Here is a 25809-nt window from a genome sequence, read left to right as displayed (position 1 = left end):
AAATAGATATAATCTTAGCTTATTAAATAATACAGTATATAAAATCAAAGGAAATTTATGAGTAATAAAAAAGTTGAATTGCTTTCTCCTGCAGGTAATTTAGAGAAATTAAAAATAGCTATAAAATATGGAGCAGATGCAGTTTATGCAGGAGTTAGTCATTTTAGTTTGAGAATAAGAGCTGGAAAAGAATTTACATTTGAAACATTTAAAGAAGGAATAGATTATGCTCATGCAAGAGGTAAAAAAGTATATGCTACTATAAATGGATTTCCTTTTAATTCACAAATAGAACTATTGAAAAAACATATTGCTACTATGGCTGCACTTAAACCAGATGCTTTTATTGTTGCTGCTCCTGGAGTTGTAAAACTTTGTCGTGAAATAGCTCCACAAATAGATATTCATCTTTCAACTCAAGCAAATGTTTTAAATTATCTTGATGCACAAGTTTTTTGGGATATGGGAGTAAAAAGAATAGTTGTTGCAAGAGAAATATCTTTAAAAGATGTTATGGAGATAAAAAAGCATCTACCAGATATGGAAATAGAGATTTTTGTACATGGTTCTATGTGTTTTGCTTATAGTGGTAGATGTTTAGTAAGTGCAGTACAAATGGGAAGAGTACCTAATAGAGGTAGTTGTGCAAATGACTGTAGATTCCAATATACTTTATATGCTGCGAATGAAGATCATGGAACACTTTTTAGACTTGAAGAAGAACCAGGGGTTGGAACATATATTTTTAATTCAAAAGATATGAATTTAGCATCTCATATAAAAGAGATTTTGGATAGCAAAGCAGTTGATAGTTTAAAAATAGAAGGTAGAACAAAATCTCCATATTATGCAGCAGTAACTGCAAAAGCTTATAGAGAAGCAATTGATGATTATAATGCTGGTATTTTTGAACCAGAAAAATATCAAAAAGAGTTATATACTACAAAAAATAGAGGATTTACTGATGCCTATTTAATCCATAGACCATTTGAAAAAACAGATTCACAAAATCATGATTATGCATTGAGTAAAGGAAGTTATGAAGTTACAGGACTTGTAACAGAAGATGAAGAACATTTTTTATGTAAATATAAGGTTTATCCAAATGAAGATATTGAAATATTCACTCCAAAAGATGAAGAACTTCTTGAATGTGATAATGAAATAGGAAAGATTTTTAAAAAAGATGGACTTTATTATATAAATTTTAAAAAGATTTTAACTGAAACAAATAAAGAGTTAGAATCAGTTCATAGTGGAAATATAAATAAGATAAAACTTCCTTCAAAATTACCATATTTAACTATGTTTAGAGTTGAAAACTGTGATGAAAATTTAGAATAGAGTTATTTATATAATATGATTTTTTTTAGAGTTACTCAGAATATAAATATAAAAATAACAGATGGAACTGTTATAAAATATAATAGATTTAAAGCTCCTGTTGGTGTTGAAAATGAAACAGTTTATATTACGACTTATGATGATTTTTTGGATTTCAAAGATATTCTTGCAAAAGTTGATAAGAATAAATATATGGCAAAAATTATAAATGAGAATTCTGTTAAAGAAAATCCACGTTTCCCTGTAGAGTTAGGAATTTTGAACAAACAAGAGTTCGAAAATAGAACAAAATTTGAAAATATAGATTTCTTTGATATAAAAGAGCAAAATTTATTTCATCAATTAAAAAGCTTTCATAAAGGTAGTATAAGTGTTGCCATTATTGGAAGTTTGGGAAATAGTATAAGTGATATGATAGCTTCTATGTCAGCTTTGAGAATATTTTATAAAAAGTTAAAAGAGATATATTCAAATGTTAAACTAGATATTTATATAAGAGCCTCTAATAATAGTTATTACAATAGGGATAAAGATATTTATAGAACTCAAGAATATATAAATGAAATTTTACCTTTAAGTATAGATAGTAAGAAAATATGTGAATATGATTATTATGTTGACAATAGTATTGATATTAGTAAAAATTTAGACTTAAATATTATAGATAGTTGGTTGCTTAAATTTGGGATTAATTATAAAACAGTATCTAATTTAGATAAATATTCTATACTAAAAACAGAACATTTTACCTTGACAAAAGGTTTACATAATAAACTTGCAGAAGTAAAGAAAAAGGGTAAGCTACTTTTATATCATCCATATAGTGCCACAATAAATAAGTCTATACCGCAAAGTTTTGCTATTGATATATTAAAATCTTTAATTGAAAAATTAGATGATTATATTATTGTTACAACCTTAAATATTGATCCAAAAATAAAAAGTGATAATCTTTTAGATTTATCAAGCTTTTCAAAAACTATAGAAGATTTTATGTTTATAGTATCTTCTATGGATAAAATAATTACAACAAATACATCTGCTTTACATATAAGTGATGCTTTTATGATACCAACTGTTTGTATAATGACAAGTGAAGATTATTCTACAATTTTAAAATATTATAATTATGTAAAGCCAATTTTTATAAAAAATAGTTCAAAAAATCTATCGAAATTTGTATATGAAAATGATTTATTAACAATTAATAAATTTGATGAATGGAAAAAACTCAAAGTAGAAAAGATTATAAATTTATTAGAAACTTTTTGATATAATCTTATGATTTTTAAAAAATAAAAAGGTGAAAAATGAAATTTGTATCAATTATAATGGGAAGTAAATCTGATTATGAAATTATGAAAAACTGTGCTGATACTTTTGAACAGTTTAATGTAAAATATGAGTTAATTATATCTTCAGCACATAGAAGTCCAGAAAGAACTAAAGAGTATGTTAAAGAAGCAGAAGAAAAAGGTGCTGTTGCATTCATAGCAGCTGCTGGAATGGCTGCACATTTAGCAGGAGCATTAGCTGCAACAACAACAAAACCAATTATAGGAGTTCCTATGAAAGGTGGAGCAATGGATGGTATGGATGCTATGCTTTCTACTGTTCAAATGCCAGCAGGAATGCCTGTTGCTACTGTTGCTTTAGGAAAAGCTGGAGCTATTAATGCAGCTTATTTAGCAATGCAAATCTTAGCTATTAATGATAAAGATTTAGCTGTTAAATTAAAAGAAGATAGAATGGTTAAAGCAAAAGCTGTTGAGAGTGATTCAAAAGATATAGAAGTATTACTATAATGAAACCTATTGCACTATTTACTTTACCTAATTGTAAGTGGTGCAAAGAGGCTACTAATTACTTAAAAAGTAAAAAACTAAAATATAATCTTATAGATTTAAGCAAAAATAAGAATGCTTTAAAAGATTGTCAAAAACGATGTTCAGGTGCTCCTGTTATTTTAATAGGTAACTCTTGGATTTGTGGTTTTGATAAAGAAAAAATAAATAAAGAGTTAGGAATTAAATAGATGGTTACATTTTCACAAATGCTATTAAAATTACAAGAATTTTGGGCAAAGGAAGGATGTAATATTGTCCAACCTTATGATATTCCTGCTGGTGCTGGAACATTCCATCCAGCAACACTTTTAAGAAGTTTAGATAGTACTCCTTGGAGTACAGCTTATGTAGCTCCTAGTCGTCGTCCTACAGATGGAAGATATGGAGAGAATCCAAATAGACTAGGTGCTTATTATCAATTCCAAGTTTTGATAAAACCAAGCCCAGATAATATACAAGATTTATATTTAAAATCTTTAGAGTTTTTAGGACTAGATTTGAGTAGACATGATATTAGATTTGTTGAAGACAATTGGGAATCTCCAACATTAGGTGCTTGGGGACTTGGATGGGAAGTTTGGCTTGATGGTATGGAAGTTACACAATTTACATATTTTCAACAAGTAGGAGGTTTAGCTTGTGATCCAGTTGCTGTAGAAATAACTTATGGAACGGAAAGACTTGCTATGTATCTACAAGGTGTAGATAGTGTATTTGATATAGTTTGGAATGAAAATAAATTTGGGAAAACAACATATGCAGATGTTCATAAAGAAGGTGAATATGAGTTTTCTAAATATAATTTTGAAATAGCAAATACTGATATTTTATTTAGGCATTTTGATGATGCATTTAATGAATGTAAATCTTGTTTGGAAGCTTCCTTACCCCTTCCTGCTTATGATCAATGTATGATTGCAAGTCATACTTTTAATACTCTTGATGCACGAAAAGCTATAAGTGTTACTGAACGACAAAACTATATTTTAAAAGTGCGTGAACTTGCACAGTCTTGTGCAGTTATGTATAAAGAACAAGAACAAGAACGATTAAAAAGAGTTGGAAGATAGTGATAATAAAAGATATATATGAGTTTTTAGACTCAGTTTCACCTTTTGAATTACAAGAAAAATGGGATAATTCCGGACTTATTATAGGAAATATGAGTGATAGTTTTGAAAACTTATATCTTTGTATGGATTTGGATTTACCTTTAGTTGAAACTTTAAAAGCAAATTCTCTTGTAATAACTCATCATCCATTAATTTTTAGTGGAATCAAAAAAGTAAATTATGATACTTATAGTACAAAAATATTAAAAGAGCTTATAAAAAAAGATATTGCACTTATTTCTATGCATACAAATATTGATAAAACACATTTAAATAGATTTGTTGTTGAAAATATTTTAGGATTTAACATATTAAATCAAAATGAGTTTATAGTAAATTGTGAAGTAAATATGAGTTTTGAAGATTTACTAAAATATATAAGTAAAAGATTGAAACTAAAAAATTTTAAGTTTGTAAAAACTAAAGAGTATATAAAAACTATAGCTATTTGCACAGGTTCAGCTATGAGTTTAATAGATAACGTTAAGGCAGATTGTTTTATAACTGGTGATATAAAATATCATGATGCTATGGAGGCAAAGGCAAGAAATTTGTCTTTAATTGATATCCGTCATTACGAGAGTGAAAATAGTTTTAATATATTATTAGAACAACTTTTAAATGAATATTTGAAAAAAAATAAATTAAAAGCTATAATAACAGCTTCAAAAAATCCATTTGAGTTTTTTATAGAAGGAGAAACCATTGAATAAGTATTTACAAGATTTAATAACTTTATCAAAATATGATACAAGTATTAGTCAATTTGATCCAAAGATTGAGAATCAAAAGTCAAAATTAGCAGTTTTTGTAGAAACAGCAGAAGCATTGAAAAGTTCTATAAACTCTATTTATTTAGAAATAGATGAGTTAAAATCAAAAAGAACTAAGAATAATATACATCTTGCTGATTTAAAAACAAAGTTAGATAGTATTGCAAAAAAAAATAAAGATGTAACAAATGAAAAAGAGTTAAAAGCTCTCCAACTTGAAGAAGATATCGCAAAAGAGCAAATTACATTTGCAAATGAAGAGATAGAAAGACTTGATAAGTTAACTGTTGCTAAAGAAGATACTTTAAAAGAGCTTCAAGAAAAATTAAAAGTTGAAGAAGAAGATATTAAAGAAATTAAAGTTGCTGTTGATGAAGAAATTGAGAAAATAAATGAAGAAAGAAATGTTGTTTATTCTCAAAGAAATGAACTTTTAGGACAATTTGATAAAAAAATTTTAACTTTCTATGAAAAAATAAAAAGATGGGCAAAAGATACAGCAGTTGTTCCTGTAAAAAAACAGGCTTGTTATGGATGTTTTATGAAAATTAATGATAAAACTTATGCTGAAGTTATTAAAGGTGAAGAAATTGTTAATTGTCTTCACTGTGGAAGAATTCTTTATAAAGGTGAAGAAGAAACTATTTCAAAAGAGGCTTAATTTTGAGCCTCTTTAGTATATTTTACAATCTTATTTTAATAGTTGTTTATATACTACTTATCCCTTTTTTATTATATAAAACAAGAACAAATAAATATAAACAAGCAATTCCTGCAAAATTTTTTTTAAAAAATAATCCTAAATTTGAAAAATCTGGCGTTTGGTTTCACTCTTGCTCTATGGGAGAAGTAAAGGCTATTAAGCCACTAATTGATATATATAAAGATGAAGCAAATGTATCTGTTATTACAAATACAGGGTTTATTGAAGCAAAAAGTATTATAAATAGTGTAAGATATCTTCCATTTGAAATATTTTTACCATTTTGGATTAGAAAACAAAAAGTTTTAGTTGTGATGGAAGCAGAACTTTGGTATATGTTATTTTGTATTGCACAGAAAAAAGGTGCTAAAACTATACTAATAAATGCTAGGATTTCTGATAAATCATATAAATCATATAAAAAATTTAGCTTTTTTTATAAAAAGATATTCAAACATATTGATAAAGTTTTTGCACAAAGTGAAATTGATAAAAAAAGGCTTGAAGAATTAGGTGCAAAAAATATTGAAGTTATTGGCAATATAAAATTAGCTCAACTTCCACAAAAAAAATATGATTTACCAAAACCAAAAGAAGTTTTAATAACTGCTGGAAGTACTCATGAAAATGAAGAAGAATTAATATTAAATGCATATAAAAAAGAATTTGGTAAGCTGGTTATTGTTCCAAGACATCCAGAGAGATTTGAAAAAGTTGATTTATTAATTAAAAACTTTATAAAAGATAAGAATTTAACTTATAATAGATTTAGCTATCAAGAAGATTTTATGAGTGATATTATTTTAGTTGATAAAATGGGGATTCTAAATGATATTTATGCAATAAGTGATGTTACTATTTTAGGCGGAGCATTTGAAAAAATTGGTGGACATAATCCAATAGAACCAGCATATTTTGGAAATATTATAATAAGTGGTAAAAATATTTTTAACCAAAAATCACTTTTTGATTGTATAAAAAACTATTATTTAATTGAAAAGAGTGAATTAGGAATTTATTTAGAGAATTTAAAAACTTTAAAAAAACCAGAGCTTACAAAAGCTGGATCTTTTGATCCAATAATTAAGGAGATAAATAAATGGCTGTAATGTATGATAAAGCTTATAAACTTTTAGCACAACAAGAAAAAATTTCAAATTCAAAAGCAAAAGAATTAATTGATAGAGGTTTAGTTAAAGTTGGTGATAAAAAAGTTTTAATAGCACGTGGAGAAATTAAAGCTGATACAAAATTTAGTGTAAAAGAAGTAGCAAAAACTAAAGTTATTTTTGAAGATGAAAATATTTTAGTTGTTGATAAACCAGCTTTTATAACAGCAGATGAAGTAGCAAAAACTTTTGAAAATGCTATATTGCTAAATAGACTTGATAAAGAGACAAGTGGTGTTATGATGTTTGCTAAGAATGAAGATTTTCAAAAAAAAGCTATTAAAGAATTTGCTCAAAATAGAGTTTATAAAGAGTATGTTGCTATTGTTGAAGGAAAAGTTATTGAAGAAATAGTAATAGATAAACCAATTTTAACAACAAAAGATAGAGGAATGGCAAAATCTAAAATTGATAAATATGGTAAAAGTGCAAAAACTACTGTTTATCCAATGTTAGTTGAAGGAAATAAGTCAAAAATAAAATTGGTAATTGAAAGTGGAAGAACTCATCAAATTAGAGTACATTTAAGTTCAGTTGGTTTACCAATTATTGGAGATGCAATATATGGTAGAACAGCTTCAAATGTAAATAGAGTATTATTACATTCAAAGATTACTAAAATTTTTGATTATACTTTTGAAGCTCGTGAACCAAAAGAGTTTAAAGTGTATGATTTTAATTAAAATTTAAGTTTATAAAATATACACATAGCGTAAAAACGGTATCTGTTTAAATTATAAACTAAAAATACACTTAAAAGAAAATAGAAATTAATCTATATTAAAGTAAAGTTTTAATAAAATCCAAAAATTAAAATTTATGGAGAAGTATTTTGTTTGATTCAATAACAGGTTCAATACGTGGCGTAGTAAATAAGATAAGACATCAAGATGATGTTGCATCGCTTAGTCGTGCTATATCTGAATTAAAAAAAGCATTTTTAAAAGCTGATGTTCACCATAAAACTACAAAAGAGTTATTGAATGCTATTGAAATAGGTACAAAAAACATAGGAATTGGACAAGATAATTTTATAAAAGTTTTAAAAGAAGAACTTACTAAAACCTTAACAGCTAATGGAAACCAAGGTTTTGTATTTTCTTCAACTCCTCCAACTGTTGTTTTGATGACTGGACTTCAAGGAAGTGGTAAAACAACAACAACAGGTAAATTAGCAAATTATTTAAAAACTAGAAAGAAAAAAGTTTTAGTTGCAGCTTGTGACTTACAAAGACTTGCAGCAGTTGAACAGTTAAAACAAATAGCAGCTTCTATTGAAGTTGATATATATTTTGATGATACTGAGAAAAATCCAATTAAAATAGCACAAAGTGCAAAAGAGAAAGCTATAAAAGAGCATTATGATGTACTCTTAATAGATACTGCTGGACGATTAGCAATAGATGAAGAGTTGATGGATCAGTTAAAAGACATTAAAAACACTATAAATCCAAATGAGATTTTTTATGTTGCAGATTCTTTAACAGGACATGATGCTACAAAAACAGCAACAACATTTAAAGAAAAAATAGGAATAGATGGAGTTATCTTATCAAAATATGATGGAGATACAAAAGGTGGAGTTGCTCTTAGTATTGCCTCTCAAGTTGAAGTTCCATTAAGATTTATTGGTATTGGTGAAAAAATGCCAGATTTAGAAGTATTTATTCCAGATAGAATTGTATCAAGACTTTTAGGACTTGGAGACATAGCTGGACTTGCAGAAAAAACATCAACTCTTATTGATGAAAAGAAGGCAAAAGAAGTTACTAGAAAGATAAAAAAAGGTGAATTCAATTTCAATGACTTTTTAGATCAGCTTCAAATGATGAGTAAATTAGGGAGTTTAAAATCTATCATTGGAATGATACCAGGACTTTCTTCTATGGCTCCTGCTTTAAAAGATATGGATTTTGAAAACTCAAAAGAAATAATACGAATAAAAGCTCTTATTGGTTCAATGACTCCTAAAGAAAGAGAAAATCCAGATTTGTTAAATCCTAGTAGAAAGAAAAGAATTTCTTTAGGTTCAGGACTTAGTGAAGTTCAAGTTAATAAAATTTTAAAGCAATTTAAGAATGCTTCAAAAATGGCAAAACAGTTATCAAGTAAAGGTGGTATGAAAGGTTTACAAAATATGCTCTCTCAAGTTGGAGCAAATGGTATGCCTAAAATACCAAGATAAATATTTTAAATAGTATTGAGTTGTGAACTTTGTAGAGTTTAGAATTCAATACTATAAATTTAAAAAAGGAAAAAAATATGACAGTAATTAGATTAACAAGAATGGGAAGAAATAAAAAACCATTTTATAGAATCGTTGTAACAGATTCAAGAAAAAGAAGAGATTCAGGATGGATTGAATCAATTGGTTATTTTAACCCAGTTGCTGAGCCAAAAGTTCTTAAAATTGATGAAGAAAGATATAACTATTGGTTAAGTGTTGGTGCAAAACCTTCTGAAAAAGTTAAAAAATTAGCTTCAAAATAATTTATATTGAAATAACATGATTACAAATTTCATAGAAAATTATGCAAAATTAGTTGTAGCTGTTCCAGAAGATGTTGTTGTTTCTAAAGAACAAATAGATGATCATTTTGCTGAGATAACAATAAGCGTTAATAGTGTTGATATTGGAAAGCTTATTGGTAAAAATGGCAATATGATAAATGCTTTAAAAACTATTGCAAATGGTTGTAAAGCAAAAGATGGAATATCATATAAAATACAAGTAGTTACAAAGTAATAAATGAAAAATAGTATTTATGTTGCAAAATTAGGAAAAGCAGTAGGATTACAAGGTTATTTAAGGCTTTTTATAGACTCTGATTTTCCTGAACAGTTTAAAAAAGGTGCAGTTTTCACTACTAATAGAAAACTTGAATTAAAAGTTTTAGAATATAATGAAAAAAGAGAACTTGTTAGGTTTGAAGATTATCTAGATATGGATAGTGCAAAAAAACTTACAAATAGTGAACTTTTTACATCTATTGAAAATACAAAAGAACTTTGTAAATTAAATGAAAATGAACATTTTTGGTTTGATTTAATTGCTTGTGAAGTTTATGAAAATGGTTTAAAATTGGGAAAAGTAAAAGATATGCATAGATTCCCATTAAATGATTATTTAGAAGTTACTACTGATATTGAACTTGTAGACAATAAAAATCTTCCAAAAACTTTTTTAATTCCACATATTCTTGATCATTTTATTGAAAGTATAGATATAGAATCTAAAAAAATTCTTGTTAAAAACTCTTATGATATTTTAGAAAACTCTTAAGTTTTAATAGTTACATCTTTTATTAAACTCATCTTCTAGCATTTCTAAAATATAGGCCTCTTTAAATCCTTTACTTAATAATTTTTTAAGTAATTCATCTCTTAACTCATCATCTATGAATGGACCATAGTATAGTTCTATGTTATTTATTTCATCTCTACATAGTAAAATATTAGGATTTACTGTAATAGCTTTATCTAAGTATTTTTTATTTAAATCACCTTTTATCTTTGCTACGTTTATAAGTTTTACGAAAGGTGAAGAATCATTATTATTTATTGTATTCTCTTCATTTACTATAGTATTTTCAATTTGAGGAATTACATTAGGTTTTGCTTTTTCGATATCTTTTTTTTGTTCTACTATCTCAATGGCTTTAGTGTCTTCTTTATATATAGTTTGTTCATTATTATTTATAGCAATATTTTCTTCTTTCTTATCTTCTTTTTCATCTTTTGGAAATAAAGATTCTGATTCTACTTTATCTTTTGAATTATTATTAAATTCTTCTGTTCTTTGTATTTCTAAATTTTTATTTGTTAGTAAGGCTAACTGTTCATTTAGTTTTTCTGGTTCTAAATTATTAAAATCAAATTTAAACTCTTTTGGTTCATTAACTTCAACTTCTTGAGTAGTAACTGGTTCTTCTAATGTTACTTGAGGAGCTTCAACAGTTTCTTCTTTACTAGAACTTTTGAGCAAAAAAACAAGTATTAATATAATTACTAATAAAGTTAAAATAGCTATGGCTATAATTAAAACTTTTTTTATAAGAGCTGCTTTGCTTTTTTTCTCTTCTGTTTTTTCCACTTCAGATTCTATAGTTTCATTAACATTATTTTCAGGAGCTATATTAGTTTTTTCCATCTTGCTTTTCTTTTAATTTTTTCTCTTTTAGTTTTTCATAATACTTTTGACGATATTCTCTTAATTCTTCTTTCTTCTTTTCTCTATACTCTTTATCATACTCTAGTCTTTTTTCTCTATTTTGCTCATAATATTCTTTCTTTAATTCTCTATAAGCTTTTATTTTTGCTTTGATAGATTCTTGGCGGCTATCCATATGAAGTTTTTGGTTTTTTGCAATCTCTTTTATTTTTGCTAAAAAATTTTCATCTTTTAGTTCATCTTCATAATCTATCTCTTTTCTGAGTTTACTTTTTAGGTAATAAGCTCTTTTCTTTTGCTTATGTCCTTTTAAATTTTTTTCTCGCCTTTTTCTTAATTCTTCAAAATTCATAATAACGTTTATAAGTTAAAATTAATTTTTTAATCTATTTACTACATCAAGCATATTATCAGCAGTTGTTATTGCTTTTGAATTTGCTTCATAAGCTCTTTGAGCTGTTATTAAATCAACCATTTCATTTACAAGTTTAACGTTTGAACTTTCAATCATTCCTTGTCTTAATCCTCCAAATTGTGCTGTTAGAGGATTCCCCTCTACAACATCTCCACTAGCTTCACTTTGCATAAATAAAGAATCACCTAATGGAGTTAATCCTGCTGGATTTATGAAATCGGCCAAAACAATTTGTCCTAATTCAATTGTATCTCCAGTTTGAGGATCTTTTGCTGATACAAAACCATCATTACCAATGCTTAAGTCTTTATACTCTTGTGGAATTACAATTTCAGGTTCAAGTGGATATCCATTCCCATTTACTATTGTTCCCTCATCATTTAATTTAAAGTTACCATTTCTTGAGTAAGCTATTTCGCCACTTGGAAGTGTAATTTGGAAGAATCCTTTACCTACAATAGCAATGTCAAGTGGATTTGAAGTAGTTTTTAAATCACCCTCTGTAAAATTCTTTTGTATATTTGCAAGTCTTACTCCAAGTCCAGCATCTATTCCTGTAGGGTTCATAGTATCTTGAGTTGTCTGACCTGCTGTATAGTTCAAAGACTCATAAATTAAGTCTTGAAACTCTGCTCTATCTTGTTTAAATCCAGTAGTATTAACATTGGCAATATTATTTGATGTAACATCAATTTGATGTTGCATTGCATTCATACCAGTTGCTGCTGTGTAAAGTCCTCTAATCATAGAATTCTCCTTGATTATCAATTGTTTAATATTATATTTTAATAAGAATTAAACTTAGATAAAAACTCCTTATTTTGATGAAAATAATTTTAAGTAAATATTTAAAACAAATTTAATATAATGCATAGTTAATTGAAATAATTTAAACATAAAGAGGCAAAGTATGAGAATACTAATAGTTGATGATAGCTCAACAATGAGAAGAATTATTGGTAATGTAGTTATGCAATTAGGATTTAATAAAGAGAGTTTTGATGAAGCAGAGGATGGGTTAAAAGCTTGGAAGTTGTTAACAGAAGGACACTATGATGTTATTTTAACAGATTGGAATATGCCAAATATGAATGGTTTAGAACTTGTTAAAAAAGTAAGAAGTGAAGGAACTCATCAAAAAACACCAATTATAATGATTACTACTGAAGGTGGGAAAAGTGAAGTAATTACTGCTTTAAAAGCAGGAGTTAATAACTATATAGTTAAACCTTTTAATGCAGAAGTTTTAAAAGAAAAATTAGATGGTGTTTTGAAAAAATAAATTAAGGGGTTTGCTATGAGTATGAGTCAAGAAGATATTGAAGCCTTGATGAATGGTTTGGATATTCCAAGTGATGACAGTACGGATGTTGCTAAAGAAGAGCCAAAAGAAGAAGATAAAATAAATACAAAAGAGATAGAAGAATTATTATCTCAAGTTGATAATGATGACAATAAAGATAGTATTCCTGTTTCAAGTGATAAAAAAATAAATGAAATTGAAACTCTCTTGCAAGATATAGATGAAAAAGCTGTAGAAGAACAACTAAATACTCCAAAAAATATTAAAGGTAATGAAGCAGAAGATGATAAAGTAAAAGAAGAAATTGTAAAAGAGTGGTCTTCTTCAAAAATAAATGAAGGAGTATTTCCTTTCCCAGCAGAAAATGATACAAAAGTTGTTACACAATTAAGCCAAGTTGCAAATGATTCTGAAGAAAAAGTTTCTCAAATTTTTGATGTATTAAGTTTAACTTTAGATAATAATGGGGAACTAAGAAAAAAAATAAAAGAGTATGAAGAATTTTGTTTATCTCAAGAAAGACTTCTGAACTCATTAAGTAATAAATTCCCAAATATTAATATATTTCAACAACAATTAGAAAAAGTAAAAAACTTTGAAAGCTCTTTAAAAGCTTTGAAAACGTCAATAGATGACGAAGATATGCATATCTTCCAAGGTATGGAATTAATGCAATTTAATGATATTAATAGACAAAAAATTGAAAGAGTAATGTCTGTTATTAGAAAATTATCTATTTATTTAAATAATCTTTTCGAAGAAGATAATCCAAAAGATATACCTATGGCTAGACATATTCATGGTGATAGTGATACAGAAGATTTAGTTGGTGATGATTTAGATAAATTAATAGCAGAATTTAGTAATTAAAGGAGACTAGTATGAATCAAGGAGTTTATCCCTTAGCTGCATCTATGATTAATCAAATTAATAGATTAGATCAAATAAGTAATAATCTTGCAAATGTTGATACTATTGGATTTAAACAAGAAGGAACAGCAGAAACATCATTTAACTATTATTTACAAAGAATGCAAAATGAGCATAAAACTCCATTGGTTGAGTCTATAGTTACAAATACTATTCCAAAAATTGATACAAGATATACAAATCCACAAATGGGACCTGTTTTGATGACAGGAAATGAGTTAGATTTTTCACTAAATGACAATGAAACTTTTTTTAAAATCCAAAATGAAAATGGAGATATTGTCTATACAAGAAATGGGGCTTTTAAAAATCTAGATGGTTTCTTAGTAGATGGTAACGGTAATAATGTATTAAATGCAGATAATGGTGCTATAGAAGTTGAAGATGGATTTGAATTACAAATTGGAGTTGTTCAAACACCTTTTACTAATCTTGAAAAAGTTGGAGACAATACTTATCGAGCAATAAATGAAGAAGAAGTAGTAAATTTTGATATTAATGATAATAGAATTTTAAGAGGATCTGTTGAACAATCTAATGTTAATAGAGTTAGTACAATGGTTGAATTAATAGATGCTCATAGAAGATTTGAACAATCTCAAAAAGCTATCAAAACAATAGATGAATTAAATGCTGGATTGATAGAGAAAATTGGAGGAAGTACTAGATAATGCAAGCAAGTGAAATATCAAATAAACTTTTTGAACAGTTGAATTTTAGAGGAGAACGACAAAAAGTAATATCTAGTAATATTGCAAATGTAAATACACCAAACTATAAAACAAAAGATTTAATATTTGATGAAGAATTAGAAAAACAAAATATTTTAAAATTAAAAAGAACTAGTTCAAATCATATGCAAAATTTGGACTATAAAGGATTAAGTAATCCAAGATTAGTTCAAGTTCCAAATCTAGTTGAACAAAATGATGGAAATAATGTAAATTTAGATAGTCAAATGAGTGAGCAATCAAAAAATAAAATAATTTTTGATGCAATACAATCTTCAATAAAAAAAGATTCAAGATTATTCAGATCGGTTATTGATGCCTCTGGTAAAAGCTAATTAAGGTTTTAGATGGAACAACTTTTAAAGTTTATAAATAATCTAAACAAAGCACAAAGAATTGCAATTGTAGGTGGATTTGCAGTATTAGTACTTTTGATAGCTGGATTTTTAATATATAGTAGTGTAAAAGCAGAAGATAAAAAGCTAAGTTATACGATTGCATCAAATCTTACTCAAGCTGATGTAATGAGAGCAACTGAAGAGCTTGAAAATGCAGGAATACAGTTTATAGTAACAGGAAGTGGGAATAATCTTACTTTAAAAACTTCAAAAGAGTTTATAAATATTGCAAAAATAAAACTTGTTACAAGTGAAGCTTCTACAAATAAACATGTTGGATGGGAAATTTTTGAGAAGTCATCTTTAGGTACAACAAATTTTGAGAATAAAGTTAAGTATTTAAGAGCTTTAGAAGGTGAGCTTAGTAAAAGTTTAGAGTCTTTATCTGGAGTTTTAAAGGCGGGTGTAAAAATAGCTATTCCAAAAGAAACAATATTTACTGAGAAAAAAAGCGATACAACAGCATCAGCTGTTATTACTTTAAAACAAGGTATTTTCTTAACTCAAAAACAAGTTGATGGAATAAAGAATTTTATATCATCAGCTGTTCCGGATCTAAAAAGTGAAAATATTCAGTTAATAGACCAAGATGGAAATCTGCTAGAAGTATCAGCTGAAGAAGTAAATACACAAAAGTCAACTATTCAAACAAAATTTAAAGATAGAGTAGAAAATGATTATGAACAGAAGATTATAACATTATTGGAACCAGTTGTTGGAGTTGGAAGAGTTGTTGCTAAAGTAAATGTTACTTTGGATTTTGTTAAAAAAGATATTGAAGAGGAGATTTATAGTCCAGAAGGAAGTATACGTTCTCAACAGGTTATAGAAAATACAAGTAATGCTCAAGGTCTTCCTGTAAATGTTGGTGGAGTTGCTGGAGTAGATAATAATATACAACCTCCACAGATGGCTTTAGATAACAATAAATTATCACAAAATAGTGAGAGTTCAAATACTGTTACTAATTATGAAATATCAAGAAAACTAATATCACAAAGAGATGGTAATTTTACAAATATTAGAAGGATTACAGCTTCTGTTACATTTGATTCGAGTGTTTTACAAGACCATCCTGAAAAAGCTGAGTTTTTAGCATCTTTGGAATCATTAGCAGCCGATGCAATAGGTTATGATAAAGCAAGAGGTGACACAATTACAGTGAGAGATTTCAAATTTGTTGGACTTAAAAATTATAATGAGAATGGTGAGTTGATTGATGAACATGGTAATATCATTGGTTCAAGTAGTAGTTATATAAGTGCAATGAATGTAAAATCTATATTAGAAGAATATAAAGATTATATTCAATATTTAATTGTTGGATTACTTTTATTTATTTTTTATAAGAAATTTATTGCAAGTAATGATATGGTTATATTAGGTGAAGGGAAAAAACAAGAAATATTAGTTGATGATGAAGATTTAGTTAAAGATATGTTGGCTGGTCTTGATGATGAATTTGATCAAAATACAGCACAAGGAAGGCTAAAATCAAAAGTTAAAAGTCAGATATTAAATAATATTGATGGACTAGATGAAGAATCAGCTGCTAAGTATGAAGTTTTTATAGAGGAACTAGATAGAGAAATAAATGGTAATCCAGCAGATATTGCTAGAATGATAGAGTTACTTTTAAGTGAAGGTAATGTTAATTTTAAATAAGGTTAATTAATGGCTGTAGATGCATATAGTGAAATTGATATATTAAAGGGTATGTCTATGATAGAAAAAGTCGCAAGATTTTTTGTATTAATAGGTGAAGATTCAACTGTTAAAATATTTCAATATTTGGATAAAGAATATGTAGAAAGTATATCAACAGCCATTACTCAAATACAATCAATAAATAAAGAAGTATCTTTGGCAATACTTGAAGAATTTCATTTATATACTAGAACTAAAGGGTTTATTAGTTCAGGTGGATATGATTTTGCTAAAGAAATTTTATATAAGTCAATTGGACAAGAAGCTGCTGATGAGGTTTTAGAAAAACTTTCACGAATGAAATTAGCAAATCAAGCGTTCTCTTATTTAGATGGTGTAAATCCAAAGCAGTTAAGTGATTTTATTAAAGATGAATCTCCTCATACAATTGCAGTTATATTGGCTCATATGGATCCCTCAAAATCAGCTGATGTTTTAATGGAACTAGATGAAGAAATAAGAGTAAAAGTAAGTATTCAAATAGCAACAATAAAAGATGTTTCGCCAGATGTTGTAAGAACTATTTCAGCTGTATTAGAAAGAAAACTAGAATCTTTATTGTCTTCTATTGTTGATGTTGGTGGAGTTAAAGTCGTTGCCGATATGCTTAATAAAATGGGACCAAAAGCTATGGATATTTTAAAAAATATCAATGGTATAGATACTGCTTTAGCTGCAAGAATTAAAGATAATATGTTTGTATTTGAAGATTTATTAAATTTGGATACAGAATATATTATGAAAATTATTCAAGGTGTTGAATCAGCAGATGTTGCTGTTGCTATGAAAAATGCAACTGAAGAGCAAATTGATAAAGTTACAAGTGCTATGTCTCAAAGGGTTAAAGATAGATTCTTTGAAGAGAGCGAAATGCTTACAAAAGTTAAAATCAAAGATATTGAAGCTGCTCAAAGAAGAATGCTTGCTGTTGCCCAAAAGTTAATGGATGATGGAGTAATAGAAAGAGAGAACAATTAATGGCTGAAAATGTATATTCAACTGCAAAAGTAGTAAGAACTGATGATAATATACAAAAATTTGAATTATCTAGTTTTAATAAGAAAAACTTAAAAGTAGATAAAGAAGAATCTCAACATTTTGTACCATTAAAAATTGGCGATGAAGAAGTTGAACAAACTGCTAAAGTTCAAAATATTGAAGAAGAAAAGCATACTCTTAAAGAGCATGTAAACATCGTAGATAATAGTGAAGTACTTGAAAAAATAGAACCAATATTTCTAGAATTTGAGAAATTAACTCAAAAGATTGAACAAGTGTCACAAAAAGTTACAATGATTGAACAAGATGCTATAACAAAGGGAAAAGATTTAGATGCACAAGTTGTAAAAGCTATAAAAGATTTAAAACAATATGCAACATTTTTTGAACAAGCAACTTTTCAGTTAGAAAGTAAACTTTTAAAAACATCTATTACTATTGCACAAAAAATTATAAATATTGAAGTAGGTGAAAACTCTACAAAAATCGCTAAACAAACTATAAATCAATTGCTTTTAAAACTTAAAAATGCTTCAAAAGTTAAAATTCATCTTAATCCAAAAGATTATTATATCTTAAAAAAAGATTTAGAATTAGAACCTTTTATAGAACTTTCTGAAGATGCTAATGTTGTAGCAGGGGGAGTTGTTATTGCTAGTGATTTAGGAAATTATGATGGAAGTATTGAAGCAAAAGTATCTTCAATGCTTGAATCCTTAGATTTAGTAATATAATATAGATTTTATGTTATAATCTACTAAATAATATAAAAAAGTATTAAAATGGAAATTAGTGAAAGAGTTTATGATTTATTAGTTGATACAGAAATTGTTGTTGATGTTATGCTTGGTAGCACAAGTATATCTATTGGTGAATTTTTGAAATTAACAGAAGGTGATATAATCTCTTTGCATAAACCAGCAGGTTCTGGTGGAGAAATTTATGTAAATTCAAGGATTATAGGAACTGGTGATATAATCGTAATTGATGAGAAACTAGCAGTTAGAGTTCAAGATGCTATGGATTCTGATAATGTTGTTAGATATTTCTTTGATGAACATATGATATAAGGAGTTTAAAATGGCAGATAATAGTATGACAGTAAATAGTGCAACAGACGCATATGGTAATCAATACACTCAAAGTATAAGTAATGATCAATTAACAACAAATGATTTTTTAAAGCTTATGATTGAGGAGCTTAAACTTCAAGATCCTACAAAGCCTATGGATTCATCTAAAATGTTATCAACACAGATGCAAATGAGTACATTAAATTCAAATATGGAAATGATTAAAGCTTTACAATCGATTCAAACAGCATTTACTCAATCATCACTTTCTACAGCAACTGGAATTATTGGAAGAGGAGTTGAGAATGGTTCAACTTATGAAGATGGTTCAACAAAAGGTTATACGGTTGGCTCTATCGAAATGAAAGATGGAGAAGTAATAGTTGTAGCCTATGAATATTTATATACTCACTCTGGAGTAAAATTAACAGAAGGTGAAGGTGAAGATGCAAAGTCGAAAGATATAGTATATGATGTAGATGGAAATATATATGATGAAAATGGTAAAAAAACTGGAGAAACTATAGTTTTGGATGGACCAGGAGTTCCAAAACTTGAAGATGGAAAATTAATAATAAAAGACAAAGATGGAAAAACATTAGAAGAACATAAATATGAGTTAAGTGGAAATGATGGTAATATCTACTCTAAAAATCCTACTGAATTTCCATTTTCTTCAATTACTAAAGTTTACTAAAAGGACTTATTATGATAGGTGCAATGTGGAAAGGAATGTCAGGTATTTATCAACAAGATAGAGGAATAGCTGTTGAGTCAAACAATCTAGCAAATTCTAATACAGTTGGACATAAAAAAGATCAAATAACTTTTTCAGATTTGTTGTATAATAATGGTATGGGATATGGAGTAGGAAGCCAAAGTATTTCAAAACAATTTCAACAAGGACAAATTGTAGGAACAGGAGTTGGAATAGATGTTGCACTTGAAGGACAAGGTTTCTTTATAGTGAGAAGTAGAGAAAATCCTGATGAAATTTTTTATACAAGAGCTGGAAACTTAGTACAAGCAAAAGATGGATTTTTAGTAAACCAAGATAATTATAAAATGCAAGGTTTAGTTCCTCAAAGCAGATTAACAAGTTCTACAAATCCTGCTGATACTATATTTACAGATCAATTTACAAAAAATATTGTATCAACAAATATCAGTAATAGTTTAGGAACTATTTATAATATAAATGCAAGAACAACAGATTATGTATCTTCTGCAAAAGATGATGATATCTCACTAAAAGGTGATAATTATAAGTCTTCACAATCGAAAATAAATGATATAGATGCTTTAAGAGAAGATTATATAAATAAATTAAAAGAGTATCAATTAACACCAAATGTTCCAGAAGTAGCTTCTCAAACTCAGAAATCTCAAGTTGATTTCTCTTCAAAAATATCATCTCTTGTACCAGAAGGAAATAAATTAACTATTACAATAGAAAACAAAACTTTTAGTATAGAATTTGATCATAATGGTAATATAAATCAAGAAGATATGGAAAATTTATATAACTTTTTAGATGATAGTGGAAGAACAAAATATGGTTTGGTTAATCCATCAACTATTCCAACACAAGCTGATATTGATTCTATGCCAATAACAACTCCAGAAGAAATACAAGCAAAATTAGATAAACAAACTTTAAGAGATGACTATATTGCTGCTTATTCAAATGCAAATAGTTTAATAAAAGCTATGCAAGATTTATCAGATAAAATTTCAGCATATTCTGGATTTACTTCAAGTGCAAAAAGTGGTACTATTGAAATAGAGAGTTTAATTCAAGGAAAAGAGTTTAAAATAAGTGAAATTAAGTTAAACGATGAAAAATTGAAATCTACAAATACTCAAGAAGCTATTAAAGGTTCTGGAATGTCTATGATTGATAGTGCAAAAGAAGCTTTAAAATCTGCTGTTGAAAAAGCAGATGCTAAATATTTAGAGATAACTAATGTCTTGGATTATGCTGATTTGAGTACTATTGGTATGACAGATATAAATGTAAGATTAGATATTTTAGGATTAACAGATAAAGAAGTAGCTGATGTTGAAATATCTGATGATGGATTTATCTTTGTAAAAAGTGGAGATAATAAATTTTTAGTTGGAAGATTAAGTACAGCTGCTTTTAGAAATGAACAAGGTTTAAATCCTGCTGGTGGTAATCTATATTCAAAAACAGATTTATCAGGAAACCCTTTCAATGCTGATACTATGAATACAATAAAAGGAAAATCACTTGAAAGAGCTAATATTGACTATGGAACAACACTTACTCAAATAATGGTTTATCAAAAAGCATTTGAAGCAAATTCTAAATCTATTACAACTTCAGATGAGTTTTTACAAACAGCAATAGGTTTAATAAAATAGTATGGGCTTTTGCTCATACTTTTGTACAAATAATTGTATAAAAGTATGAACATTTATGTTCATTTACCTTAATATAAAGGATTAATCATGATAGGTGCATTATGGACTGGAATATCAGGATTAGCAGCACATCAAACAGCTTTAGACAACGAATCAAATAACATAGCAAATGTTAATACAGTTGGATATAAAGCAGGAAGAATCTCATTTGCAGATCAAGTTTACCAAAATAAAATAGGTAAAGGATCATTTGTGCAAGATGCAGAAAAAATATTTGTAACTGGTGGTTCAAAAATTACTGGTGTAGAATATGATGTGGCACTTCAAGGTGATGGTTTTTTCACTGTAATAAATAAAAATACCTTAGGAACAGCAGAAACTTTCTATACAAGAGCTGGAAATTTCCGAATGGGAGAGAGTGGAACACTACAAACAGCAGATGGATATGAAGTACAAGGTTGGGCTATGAGTTCAATTGATACAAAAAACGATGTAATAAGTACAAATCCAAATGCTACAAGATTTACGGAAGCTTACACAAAAAATCTTGGGAATACTATAGTTAGACATGGGGATTATATAGAAACTATAACTTCAAAAGCTACAAATTATAGTGAAACAGCAAAGTCAGATAATACTTCTGTATTTAGTGGTGCTGGAGCAAAAACAAAAGCTTCAAAACTAAAAGATATAGATTTGGCATTAGCTGATTATAATGCTTGGCTTCAAAAATATAAAGATGATCCAACTTTACCATCTCAAGGCTCTATATCTCAAGTATCTCAAATAGATTTTGGAACTGGAGTTTATCCTGATTCTCTTCTTGGAGCAGATGGAAGTTCAATTCGAGTAGTTATAAATGGAGCTGTTTATACTCAAGAATATATTCCAACAAAATCTACATCAGATTGGAGAGAGCAACTTTGGAATTCTCTTCCTACATCTCCAGTTGATGAAAGAGCTTTATATAATTTAGTAGATCCAGCAGTACTAGAAGCTATGCCTACAGCAACAGAAGCAGATAGAGCTGCAAAAGATGCTGAAGTGGCAAAATATGATCAGCTTGCAGGTAAAATAAATACATATAAAGCTATGGCAGATAAAATCTCAAATTCAGGTTCAGGTGGACTTGTAGCATATATGGCTGTAAATAGACTAAATCCTACTGAAAGTGGATTAACTGATAGTGGAATGTATGAAGAGAGTACAAGTTTATCAGATATGTTAAGAGGTACTATTCAAATTAAAGGTTTAATTCCTGGAAAAGAGTTTAAAATAACAGAAGTTAGTGAAACAGCAGGTGAAAGTGTTAATACTTCTAAAAAAGGTTCTTTTCAAACAACAGCTACTGCAGTTGCTGGTTCTGGAAAAGCAGCTATTGATGCCGCAAGAGATACACTTTCAAGACTTATTACTGGGAATCAACAAAGTGTATATACAACACAAGATTTATATGGTTCTTTAGGAAGTACTACTAGAGCATATGAATTTAGTATAGATATATATGATAAAAATTTGGGATATAATATTCCTGTTCCAAATGATGGAAATGTACCTCCTCAAGCGCTTCCTATTGCAATTCCAGCAGGAGCAACATTGGATGACATAGTAGATGCTATAAATAATTCAACAACAGCTTCTGGACCACAATTAGGTGATTATTTAGTTGCTAAAAATGTAAATGGTAATTTAGTAATAGAGACAAATAGTTCAAATTATGATGTTGAGTTTGATGCTAAACTTTCATATACAGATGCAAGTGCAGTACCTCCTGTAACTAATCCGACTTTTATTGAAGTAAACCCAGATTATTCTGGAAGAAAAGGTGCTGGTGGAGAATTTATGGAAATTGTTACTAGAGTTGACCAAACTTCAACTCAAAGTAGCCTTCAATTAAGACTTGATGCTTTAGGTATTTCTGATAATAAATTTGGAGCATTTAATATAGATGATACAGGTCTTATTACTATAAATGAAGGTGGAGTTTTATATGCTGTAGGACAAGTTTCTATTGCTAGATTCACAAATAATAGAGGACTTGAGGCAGTAGGAAATAATAATTTCCAGAAGACTCAAGAATCTGGAAATGCAATTTATAGTATTAACAATAATAATACATCTGGAGTAATGGGAAAAGCTTTAGAAATAAGTAAAGCAGATTTAAGTGAAAGCTTAGTAAACCTAATGGTATTCCAAAGAGCATTTGAGGCAAATGCAAAATCAATTACAACTTCAGATGAGTTGTTAAGTACACTTATTAACTTAAAAAGATAATATTCTAAATAGAGTAAGATTTCTTCTTGCTCTATTTAAACATAGGAAAAAATTTGGATTTTATAATATCAACTGTATTAGCAATATTGTTATTGTATTTTATTTCAAGTACAAATGCTTATAAAGCTATGTACAAAAAGATAAAAGAAGAAAAAGAAATTATTGATGAAGAAGTTTTAAGACTAGAAGCTTTAATTAAACGATATGAAAAACAAGTAAAAATAGGTACAAATAGTTTGAAAAACAACCAAGAAAATCTTCAAGTAGCAAGAGATGATCTACAAGCTTTAAGATTAGAAAATATTACTTTAAAAAATAAAATAAATGACTTGCAAAGAAGAAATGAAGAGTTATTTGCACAAGTTAATGCAATTATTTAGGAATATTTTGAAAAATTTTGTATATAAAATAGTTATATTTTTTTTATTTAGTAATACTATTTTATATGCAAATAATATTATAGAATCACAACCACAAGTAATTTTTGAATTACAAAAACTTGAGAATTCAAATGAAAATCTAGAGATACAAGTTGATTTTAATAAAGCAGTATTACTTTTCAAGAAAAATGAGTATGAAGATGCTTTAAAATTATTTAATAAAACTTCTGAAGTTTTTGAAGCTCCATCTTTACTTAATATAGGCATTATTTATTATAAACAAAATAAAAAAGAAGAAGCTATAAACACTTTTAAAAGAATATATTCAAAAAAAACAAATCTTATAAATCAGCCATACTCTTTTATTTCATCTTGCTATTATTTATTCTTAATAACAAAAGATGATAAATATATGTTAGATTTAGTAACTATTTTCCAAAATAGTAACAAATTATCTGAATATAATGAATTAATAACAGGTATTAAAGATGCGATATTAAAAGAGCTAGCAAATAGATACTTATATATTAAAGATTATGAAAATGCACTTGCAGCTTTAAATGCCATGAGTTATTCACTTGATTTTAAAAAAGCAATGATTTATGTAAAATTAAATAACTTTGCTAGAGCATCTAAAATTCTTAAAAAACTAAAAGAAGAAGAAAAAGATAAAGATCTATTAGATAAGATTTTGTGGGTTTCTACTTATGTTGAACTAAAACAAAATAGATTTGAAGATGTTAAAGAAAATCTAGATTTTATTAGTGCAAATAAGAACTTTAAATTAAATACAAAAATGCCGTTTGAAATATTTTTTAATAAAGACTTGTATTCTCCAAAAGATTATTTAAATCAAATTCTGAAATTTAATGAAGATAGAAAAATTGAATTTATATATTATTTTGCACCATTTGTATTTTCTGACTCTAAAGAGATAATATATGATTCTGTAAAAGGTTTTATATATGGGGAAGATAATAGTGTAGAGAATCTTGAAAGTATGGTTGATTATAATACAAAATTTGTTAATTTAGTAAAAAAAGATCCTATAGTAAGAGTCAATGAACTAAAAAAACTCATTAAAAGTGACTCAAAAGCCTATGTTTACTATAACTTAGGATTATCTTATGCTCAAATAGATGATTTCTCAAATGCTTATATAAATTTTGAAAAAGCATATAAATTAAGTCCAGGAAATAGGCTTTACGCAATTATGTATTTTATAACAGCAAATTATTTAAATGTGAATTTAGGAGATAAAGAGAAATCATTTATAGATAAATCAATACGAGATAGTGGGGGATTATATAGTTATTTTGGTAAAGAAGTATATAAATTATTTGTAAATAGTAGTTACAATGTTGTAGAACCATCAAAACAATATGAAGGAACAATTTTTTATAAGGCAATAGATTTTTTAAAGAAAATGTACAATAATGAATCTTTATTAAATCATATTTTACTTGAAGAGTATGAAAAAGATAGTTTTATATATCTTTTAAAACTTGTACAAAAACAAAAAGATGAAGATGATTATAGATATTTTGCTAGATTACAAGATAATATTCCTTTAAAATATAATAATAATTTTATAGATAGCTCTTTAATTACTTCAAAATATTATATAGATATTTTAAAAGCTTTAGGAATACTTTCAAGAGCTGATTTTAAAATATCTAATAATAGTAATCCTATATATCTTTTAACAACAGCTTATAGTGACCTTTATTTAGGAAAGCCACACATTACAATAGAAACTTTAAAAAGGTTAAAAGAAGAATTTATGTACGAAAATAAATTTAGTATGTATTTGACTGTCGCAGCATTTTTAGAAAGTAATCGTCCAGAAGATGCTTCTATTCAAATTACACTTATAAAAGCTTTTTATAAAGATAAAGATACAGATTTTTTAACAGCAATACAATTAATTCAGAATATGAATATAAGTAGTGCAAAACAGTTTTTAGAAAATAAATATAATAATCCATATATTGATTTTAGAATTCTTAGATTTGATGAACTTATGTTAGTTTTATAGTACTATTTAATTTTTTTTGTTATAATAGTTAAAATTCTTACAAAGGAGTCTATT

Annotated in this window: 29 protein-coding genes; 26 read left to right on the top strand and 3 right to left on the bottom strand. The window is 27.3% G+C overall.

Annotated features, from left to right (window positions below; genetic code table 11):
- The first annotated feature begins 57 nt into the window (after positions 1–57).
- From ALANTH_RS09550 to rimM, 13 genes are all read left to right on the top strand, one after another.
- Positions 58–1344 (top strand): peptidase U32 family protein, encoded by a 1287-nt coding sequence (locus ALANTH_RS09550; protein ID WP_026803972.1) that lies wholly within the window; start codon positions 58–60, stop codon positions 1342–1344.
- Between the two features lie 15 nt (positions 1345–1359).
- A complete protein-coding gene (locus ALANTH_RS09545; RefSeq protein WP_026808235.1) occupies positions 1360–2616 on the top strand; it encodes a glycosyltransferase family protein in 1257 nt (418 codons plus the stop codon).
- Positions 2617–2654: 38 nt separating this feature from the next.
- Entirely contained in the window at positions 2655–3149 is a 495-nt protein-coding gene (purE, locus tag ALANTH_RS09540; RefSeq protein ID WP_026803970.1) for a 5-(carboxyamino)imidazole ribonucleotide mutase, read from the top strand.
- A complete protein-coding gene (locus ALANTH_RS09535) occupies positions 3149–3379 on the top strand; it encodes a glutaredoxin family protein (protein WP_026803969.1) in 231 nt (76 codons plus the stop codon). Before purE ends, ALANTH_RS09535 begins: the two co-directional genes overlap by 1 nt.
- Positions 3380–4261, top strand: coding sequence for a glycine--tRNA ligase subunit alpha (gene glyQ / locus ALANTH_RS09530; protein WP_026803968.1), 882 nt, complete (start codon positions 3380–3382; stop codon positions 4259–4261).
- On the top strand, positions 4261–5016 hold the full coding sequence (locus ALANTH_RS09525; protein ID WP_026803967.1) for a Nif3-like dinuclear metal center hexameric protein: 756 nt from the start codon (positions 4261–4263) through the stop codon (positions 5014–5016). Before glyQ ends, ALANTH_RS09525 begins: the two co-directional genes overlap by 1 nt.
- Entirely contained in the window at positions 5009–5737 is a 729-nt protein-coding gene (locus tag ALANTH_RS09520) for a zinc ribbon domain-containing protein (protein ID WP_026803966.1), read from the top strand. The genes ALANTH_RS09525 and ALANTH_RS09520 overlap by 8 nt, the downstream gene beginning before the upstream one ends.
- Positions 5737–6888: a lipid IV(A) 3-deoxy-D-manno-octulosonic acid transferase gene (waaA, locus tag ALANTH_RS09515; protein ID WP_119171297.1), complete on the top strand. Its 1152-nt coding sequence runs from the start codon at positions 5737–5739 to the stop codon at positions 6886–6888. The genes ALANTH_RS09520 and waaA overlap by 1 nt, the downstream gene beginning before the upstream one ends.
- Positions 6879–7631, top strand: coding sequence for a pseudouridine synthase family protein (locus tag ALANTH_RS09510; RefSeq protein WP_026808233.1), 753 nt, complete (start codon positions 6879–6881; stop codon positions 7629–7631). Before waaA ends, ALANTH_RS09510 begins: the two co-directional genes overlap by 10 nt.
- Positions 7632–7780: 149 nt before the next feature.
- On the top strand, positions 7781–9133 hold the full coding sequence (ffh, locus tag ALANTH_RS09505; RefSeq protein ID WP_026808232.1) for a signal recognition particle protein: 1353 nt from the start codon (positions 7781–7783) through the stop codon (positions 9131–9133).
- A gap of 77 nt (positions 9134–9210) precedes the next feature.
- A complete protein-coding gene (gene rpsP / locus ALANTH_RS09500) occupies positions 9211–9438 on the top strand; it encodes a 30S ribosomal protein S16 (protein WP_026803962.1) in 228 nt (75 codons plus the stop codon).
- A gap of 16 nt (positions 9439–9454) precedes the next feature.
- Positions 9455–9694 carry a KH domain-containing protein gene (locus tag ALANTH_RS09495; RefSeq protein WP_026803961.1) on the top strand — a complete coding sequence of 80 codons (240 nt, stop codon included), beginning with the start codon at positions 9455–9457 and terminating at the stop codon, positions 9692–9694.
- A gap of 3 nt (positions 9695–9697) precedes the next feature.
- Entirely contained in the window at positions 9698–10231 is a 534-nt protein-coding gene (rimM, locus tag ALANTH_RS09490; protein ID WP_026808231.1) for a ribosome maturation factor RimM, read from the top strand.
- Between the two features lie 3 nt (positions 10232–10234).
- On the opposite strand, the gene ALANTH_RS09485 is transcribed toward rimM, so the two are convergent.
- Genes ALANTH_RS09485 through flgG form a run of 3 tightly spaced genes read right to left on the bottom strand, consistent with a single transcriptional unit; the run spans position 10235 to position 12281 of the window.
- Entirely contained in the window at positions 10235–11098 is an 864-nt protein-coding gene (locus tag ALANTH_RS09485) for a hypothetical protein (RefSeq protein ID WP_026808230.1), read from the bottom strand.
- Positions 11085–11471, bottom strand: a complete 387-nt coding sequence (locus ALANTH_RS09480) for a hypothetical protein (RefSeq protein ID WP_026803958.1) — start codon at positions 11469–11471, stop codon at positions 11085–11087. Before ALANTH_RS09480 ends, ALANTH_RS09485 begins: the two co-directional genes overlap by 14 nt.
- Positions 11472–11492: 21 nt before the next feature.
- Positions 11493–12281 (bottom strand): flagellar basal-body rod protein FlgG, encoded by a 789-nt coding sequence (flgG, locus tag ALANTH_RS09475; protein ID WP_026803957.1) that lies wholly within the window; start codon positions 12279–12281, stop codon positions 11493–11495.
- 163 nt (positions 12282–12444) lie between these two features.
- Here flgG and ALANTH_RS09470 point away from each other — a divergent pair, with 163 nt between their 5' ends.
- From ALANTH_RS09470 to ALANTH_RS09410, 13 genes are all read left to right on the top strand, one after another.
- Positions 12445–12816: a response regulator gene (locus ALANTH_RS09470; RefSeq protein ID WP_026803956.1), complete on the top strand. Its 372-nt coding sequence runs from the start codon at positions 12445–12447 to the stop codon at positions 12814–12816.
- A 15-nt stretch (positions 12817–12831) separates the two neighbouring features.
- Positions 12832–13707 (top strand): hypothetical protein, encoded by an 876-nt coding sequence (locus ALANTH_RS09465; RefSeq protein WP_026803955.1) that lies wholly within the window; start codon positions 12832–12834, stop codon positions 13705–13707.
- 11 nt (positions 13708–13718) lie between these two features.
- On the top strand, positions 13719–14438 hold the full coding sequence (locus ALANTH_RS09460; RefSeq protein WP_026808229.1) for a flagellar hook-basal body protein: 720 nt from the start codon (positions 13719–13721) through the stop codon (positions 14436–14438).
- Positions 14438–14833, top strand: coding sequence for a flagellar basal body rod protein FlgB (flgB, locus tag ALANTH_RS09455; protein ID WP_026803953.1), 396 nt, complete (start codon positions 14438–14440; stop codon positions 14831–14833). The genes ALANTH_RS09460 and flgB overlap by 1 nt, the downstream gene beginning before the upstream one ends.
- Positions 14834–14845: 12 nt before the next feature.
- Positions 14846–16561, top strand: a complete 1716-nt coding sequence (gene fliF / locus ALANTH_RS09450) for a flagellar basal-body MS-ring/collar protein FliF (RefSeq protein ID WP_026803952.1) — start codon at positions 14846–14848, stop codon at positions 16559–16561.
- Positions 16562–16570: 9 nt separating this feature from the next.
- Positions 16571–17581: a flagellar motor switch protein FliG gene (gene fliG, locus ALANTH_RS09445; protein ID WP_026803951.1), complete on the top strand. Its 1011-nt coding sequence runs from the start codon at positions 16571–16573 to the stop codon at positions 17579–17581.
- Positions 17581–18336 carry a FliH/SctL family protein gene (locus tag ALANTH_RS09440; RefSeq protein WP_026803950.1) on the top strand — a complete coding sequence of 252 codons (756 nt, stop codon included), beginning with the start codon at positions 17581–17583 and terminating at the stop codon, positions 18334–18336. The genes fliG and ALANTH_RS09440 overlap by 1 nt, the downstream gene beginning before the upstream one ends.
- A gap of 48 nt (positions 18337–18384) precedes the next feature.
- Positions 18385–18672, top strand: a complete 288-nt coding sequence (locus ALANTH_RS09435; protein WP_026803949.1) for a FliM/FliN family flagellar motor switch protein — start codon at positions 18385–18387, stop codon at positions 18670–18672.
- 10 nt (positions 18673–18682) lie between these two features.
- Entirely contained in the window at positions 18683–19372 is a 690-nt protein-coding gene (locus tag ALANTH_RS09430) for a flagellar hook assembly protein FlgD (protein WP_026808228.1), read from the top strand.
- An 11-nt stretch (positions 19373–19383) separates the two neighbouring features.
- A complete protein-coding gene (locus tag ALANTH_RS09425; RefSeq protein WP_026808227.1) occupies positions 19384–21063 on the top strand; it encodes a flagellar hook-basal body complex protein in 1680 nt (559 codons plus the stop codon).
- An 87-nt stretch (positions 21064–21150) separates the two neighbouring features.
- Positions 21151–23337 (top strand): flagellar hook-basal body complex protein, encoded by a 2187-nt coding sequence (locus ALANTH_RS09420; RefSeq protein WP_026803946.1) that lies wholly within the window; start codon positions 21151–21153, stop codon positions 23335–23337.
- A 53-nt stretch (positions 23338–23390) separates the two neighbouring features.
- Positions 23391–23717 carry a coiled-coil domain-containing protein gene (locus ALANTH_RS09415; RefSeq protein WP_026803945.1) on the top strand — a complete coding sequence of 109 codons (327 nt, stop codon included), beginning with the start codon at positions 23391–23393 and terminating at the stop codon, positions 23715–23717.
- Positions 23718–23724: 7 nt separating this feature from the next.
- The gene (locus ALANTH_RS09410) at positions 23725–25755 is read left to right on the top strand and encodes a tetratricopeptide repeat protein (RefSeq protein ID WP_228133207.1); all 2031 of its coding nucleotides are present in this window, start codon (positions 23725–23727) and stop codon (positions 25753–25755) included.
- Positions 25756–25809: the final 54 nt, after the last annotated feature.

This window comes from Aliarcobacter lanthieri (assembly GCF_013201625.1).
GTDB classification, from domain to species: Bacteria; Campylobacterota; Campylobacteria; order Campylobacterales; family Arcobacteraceae; genus Aliarcobacter; species Aliarcobacter lanthieri.
The sequence above is the reverse complement of the archived record's forward strand: the minus strand, read 5'-3'. Positions and strand labels throughout refer to the sequence as shown.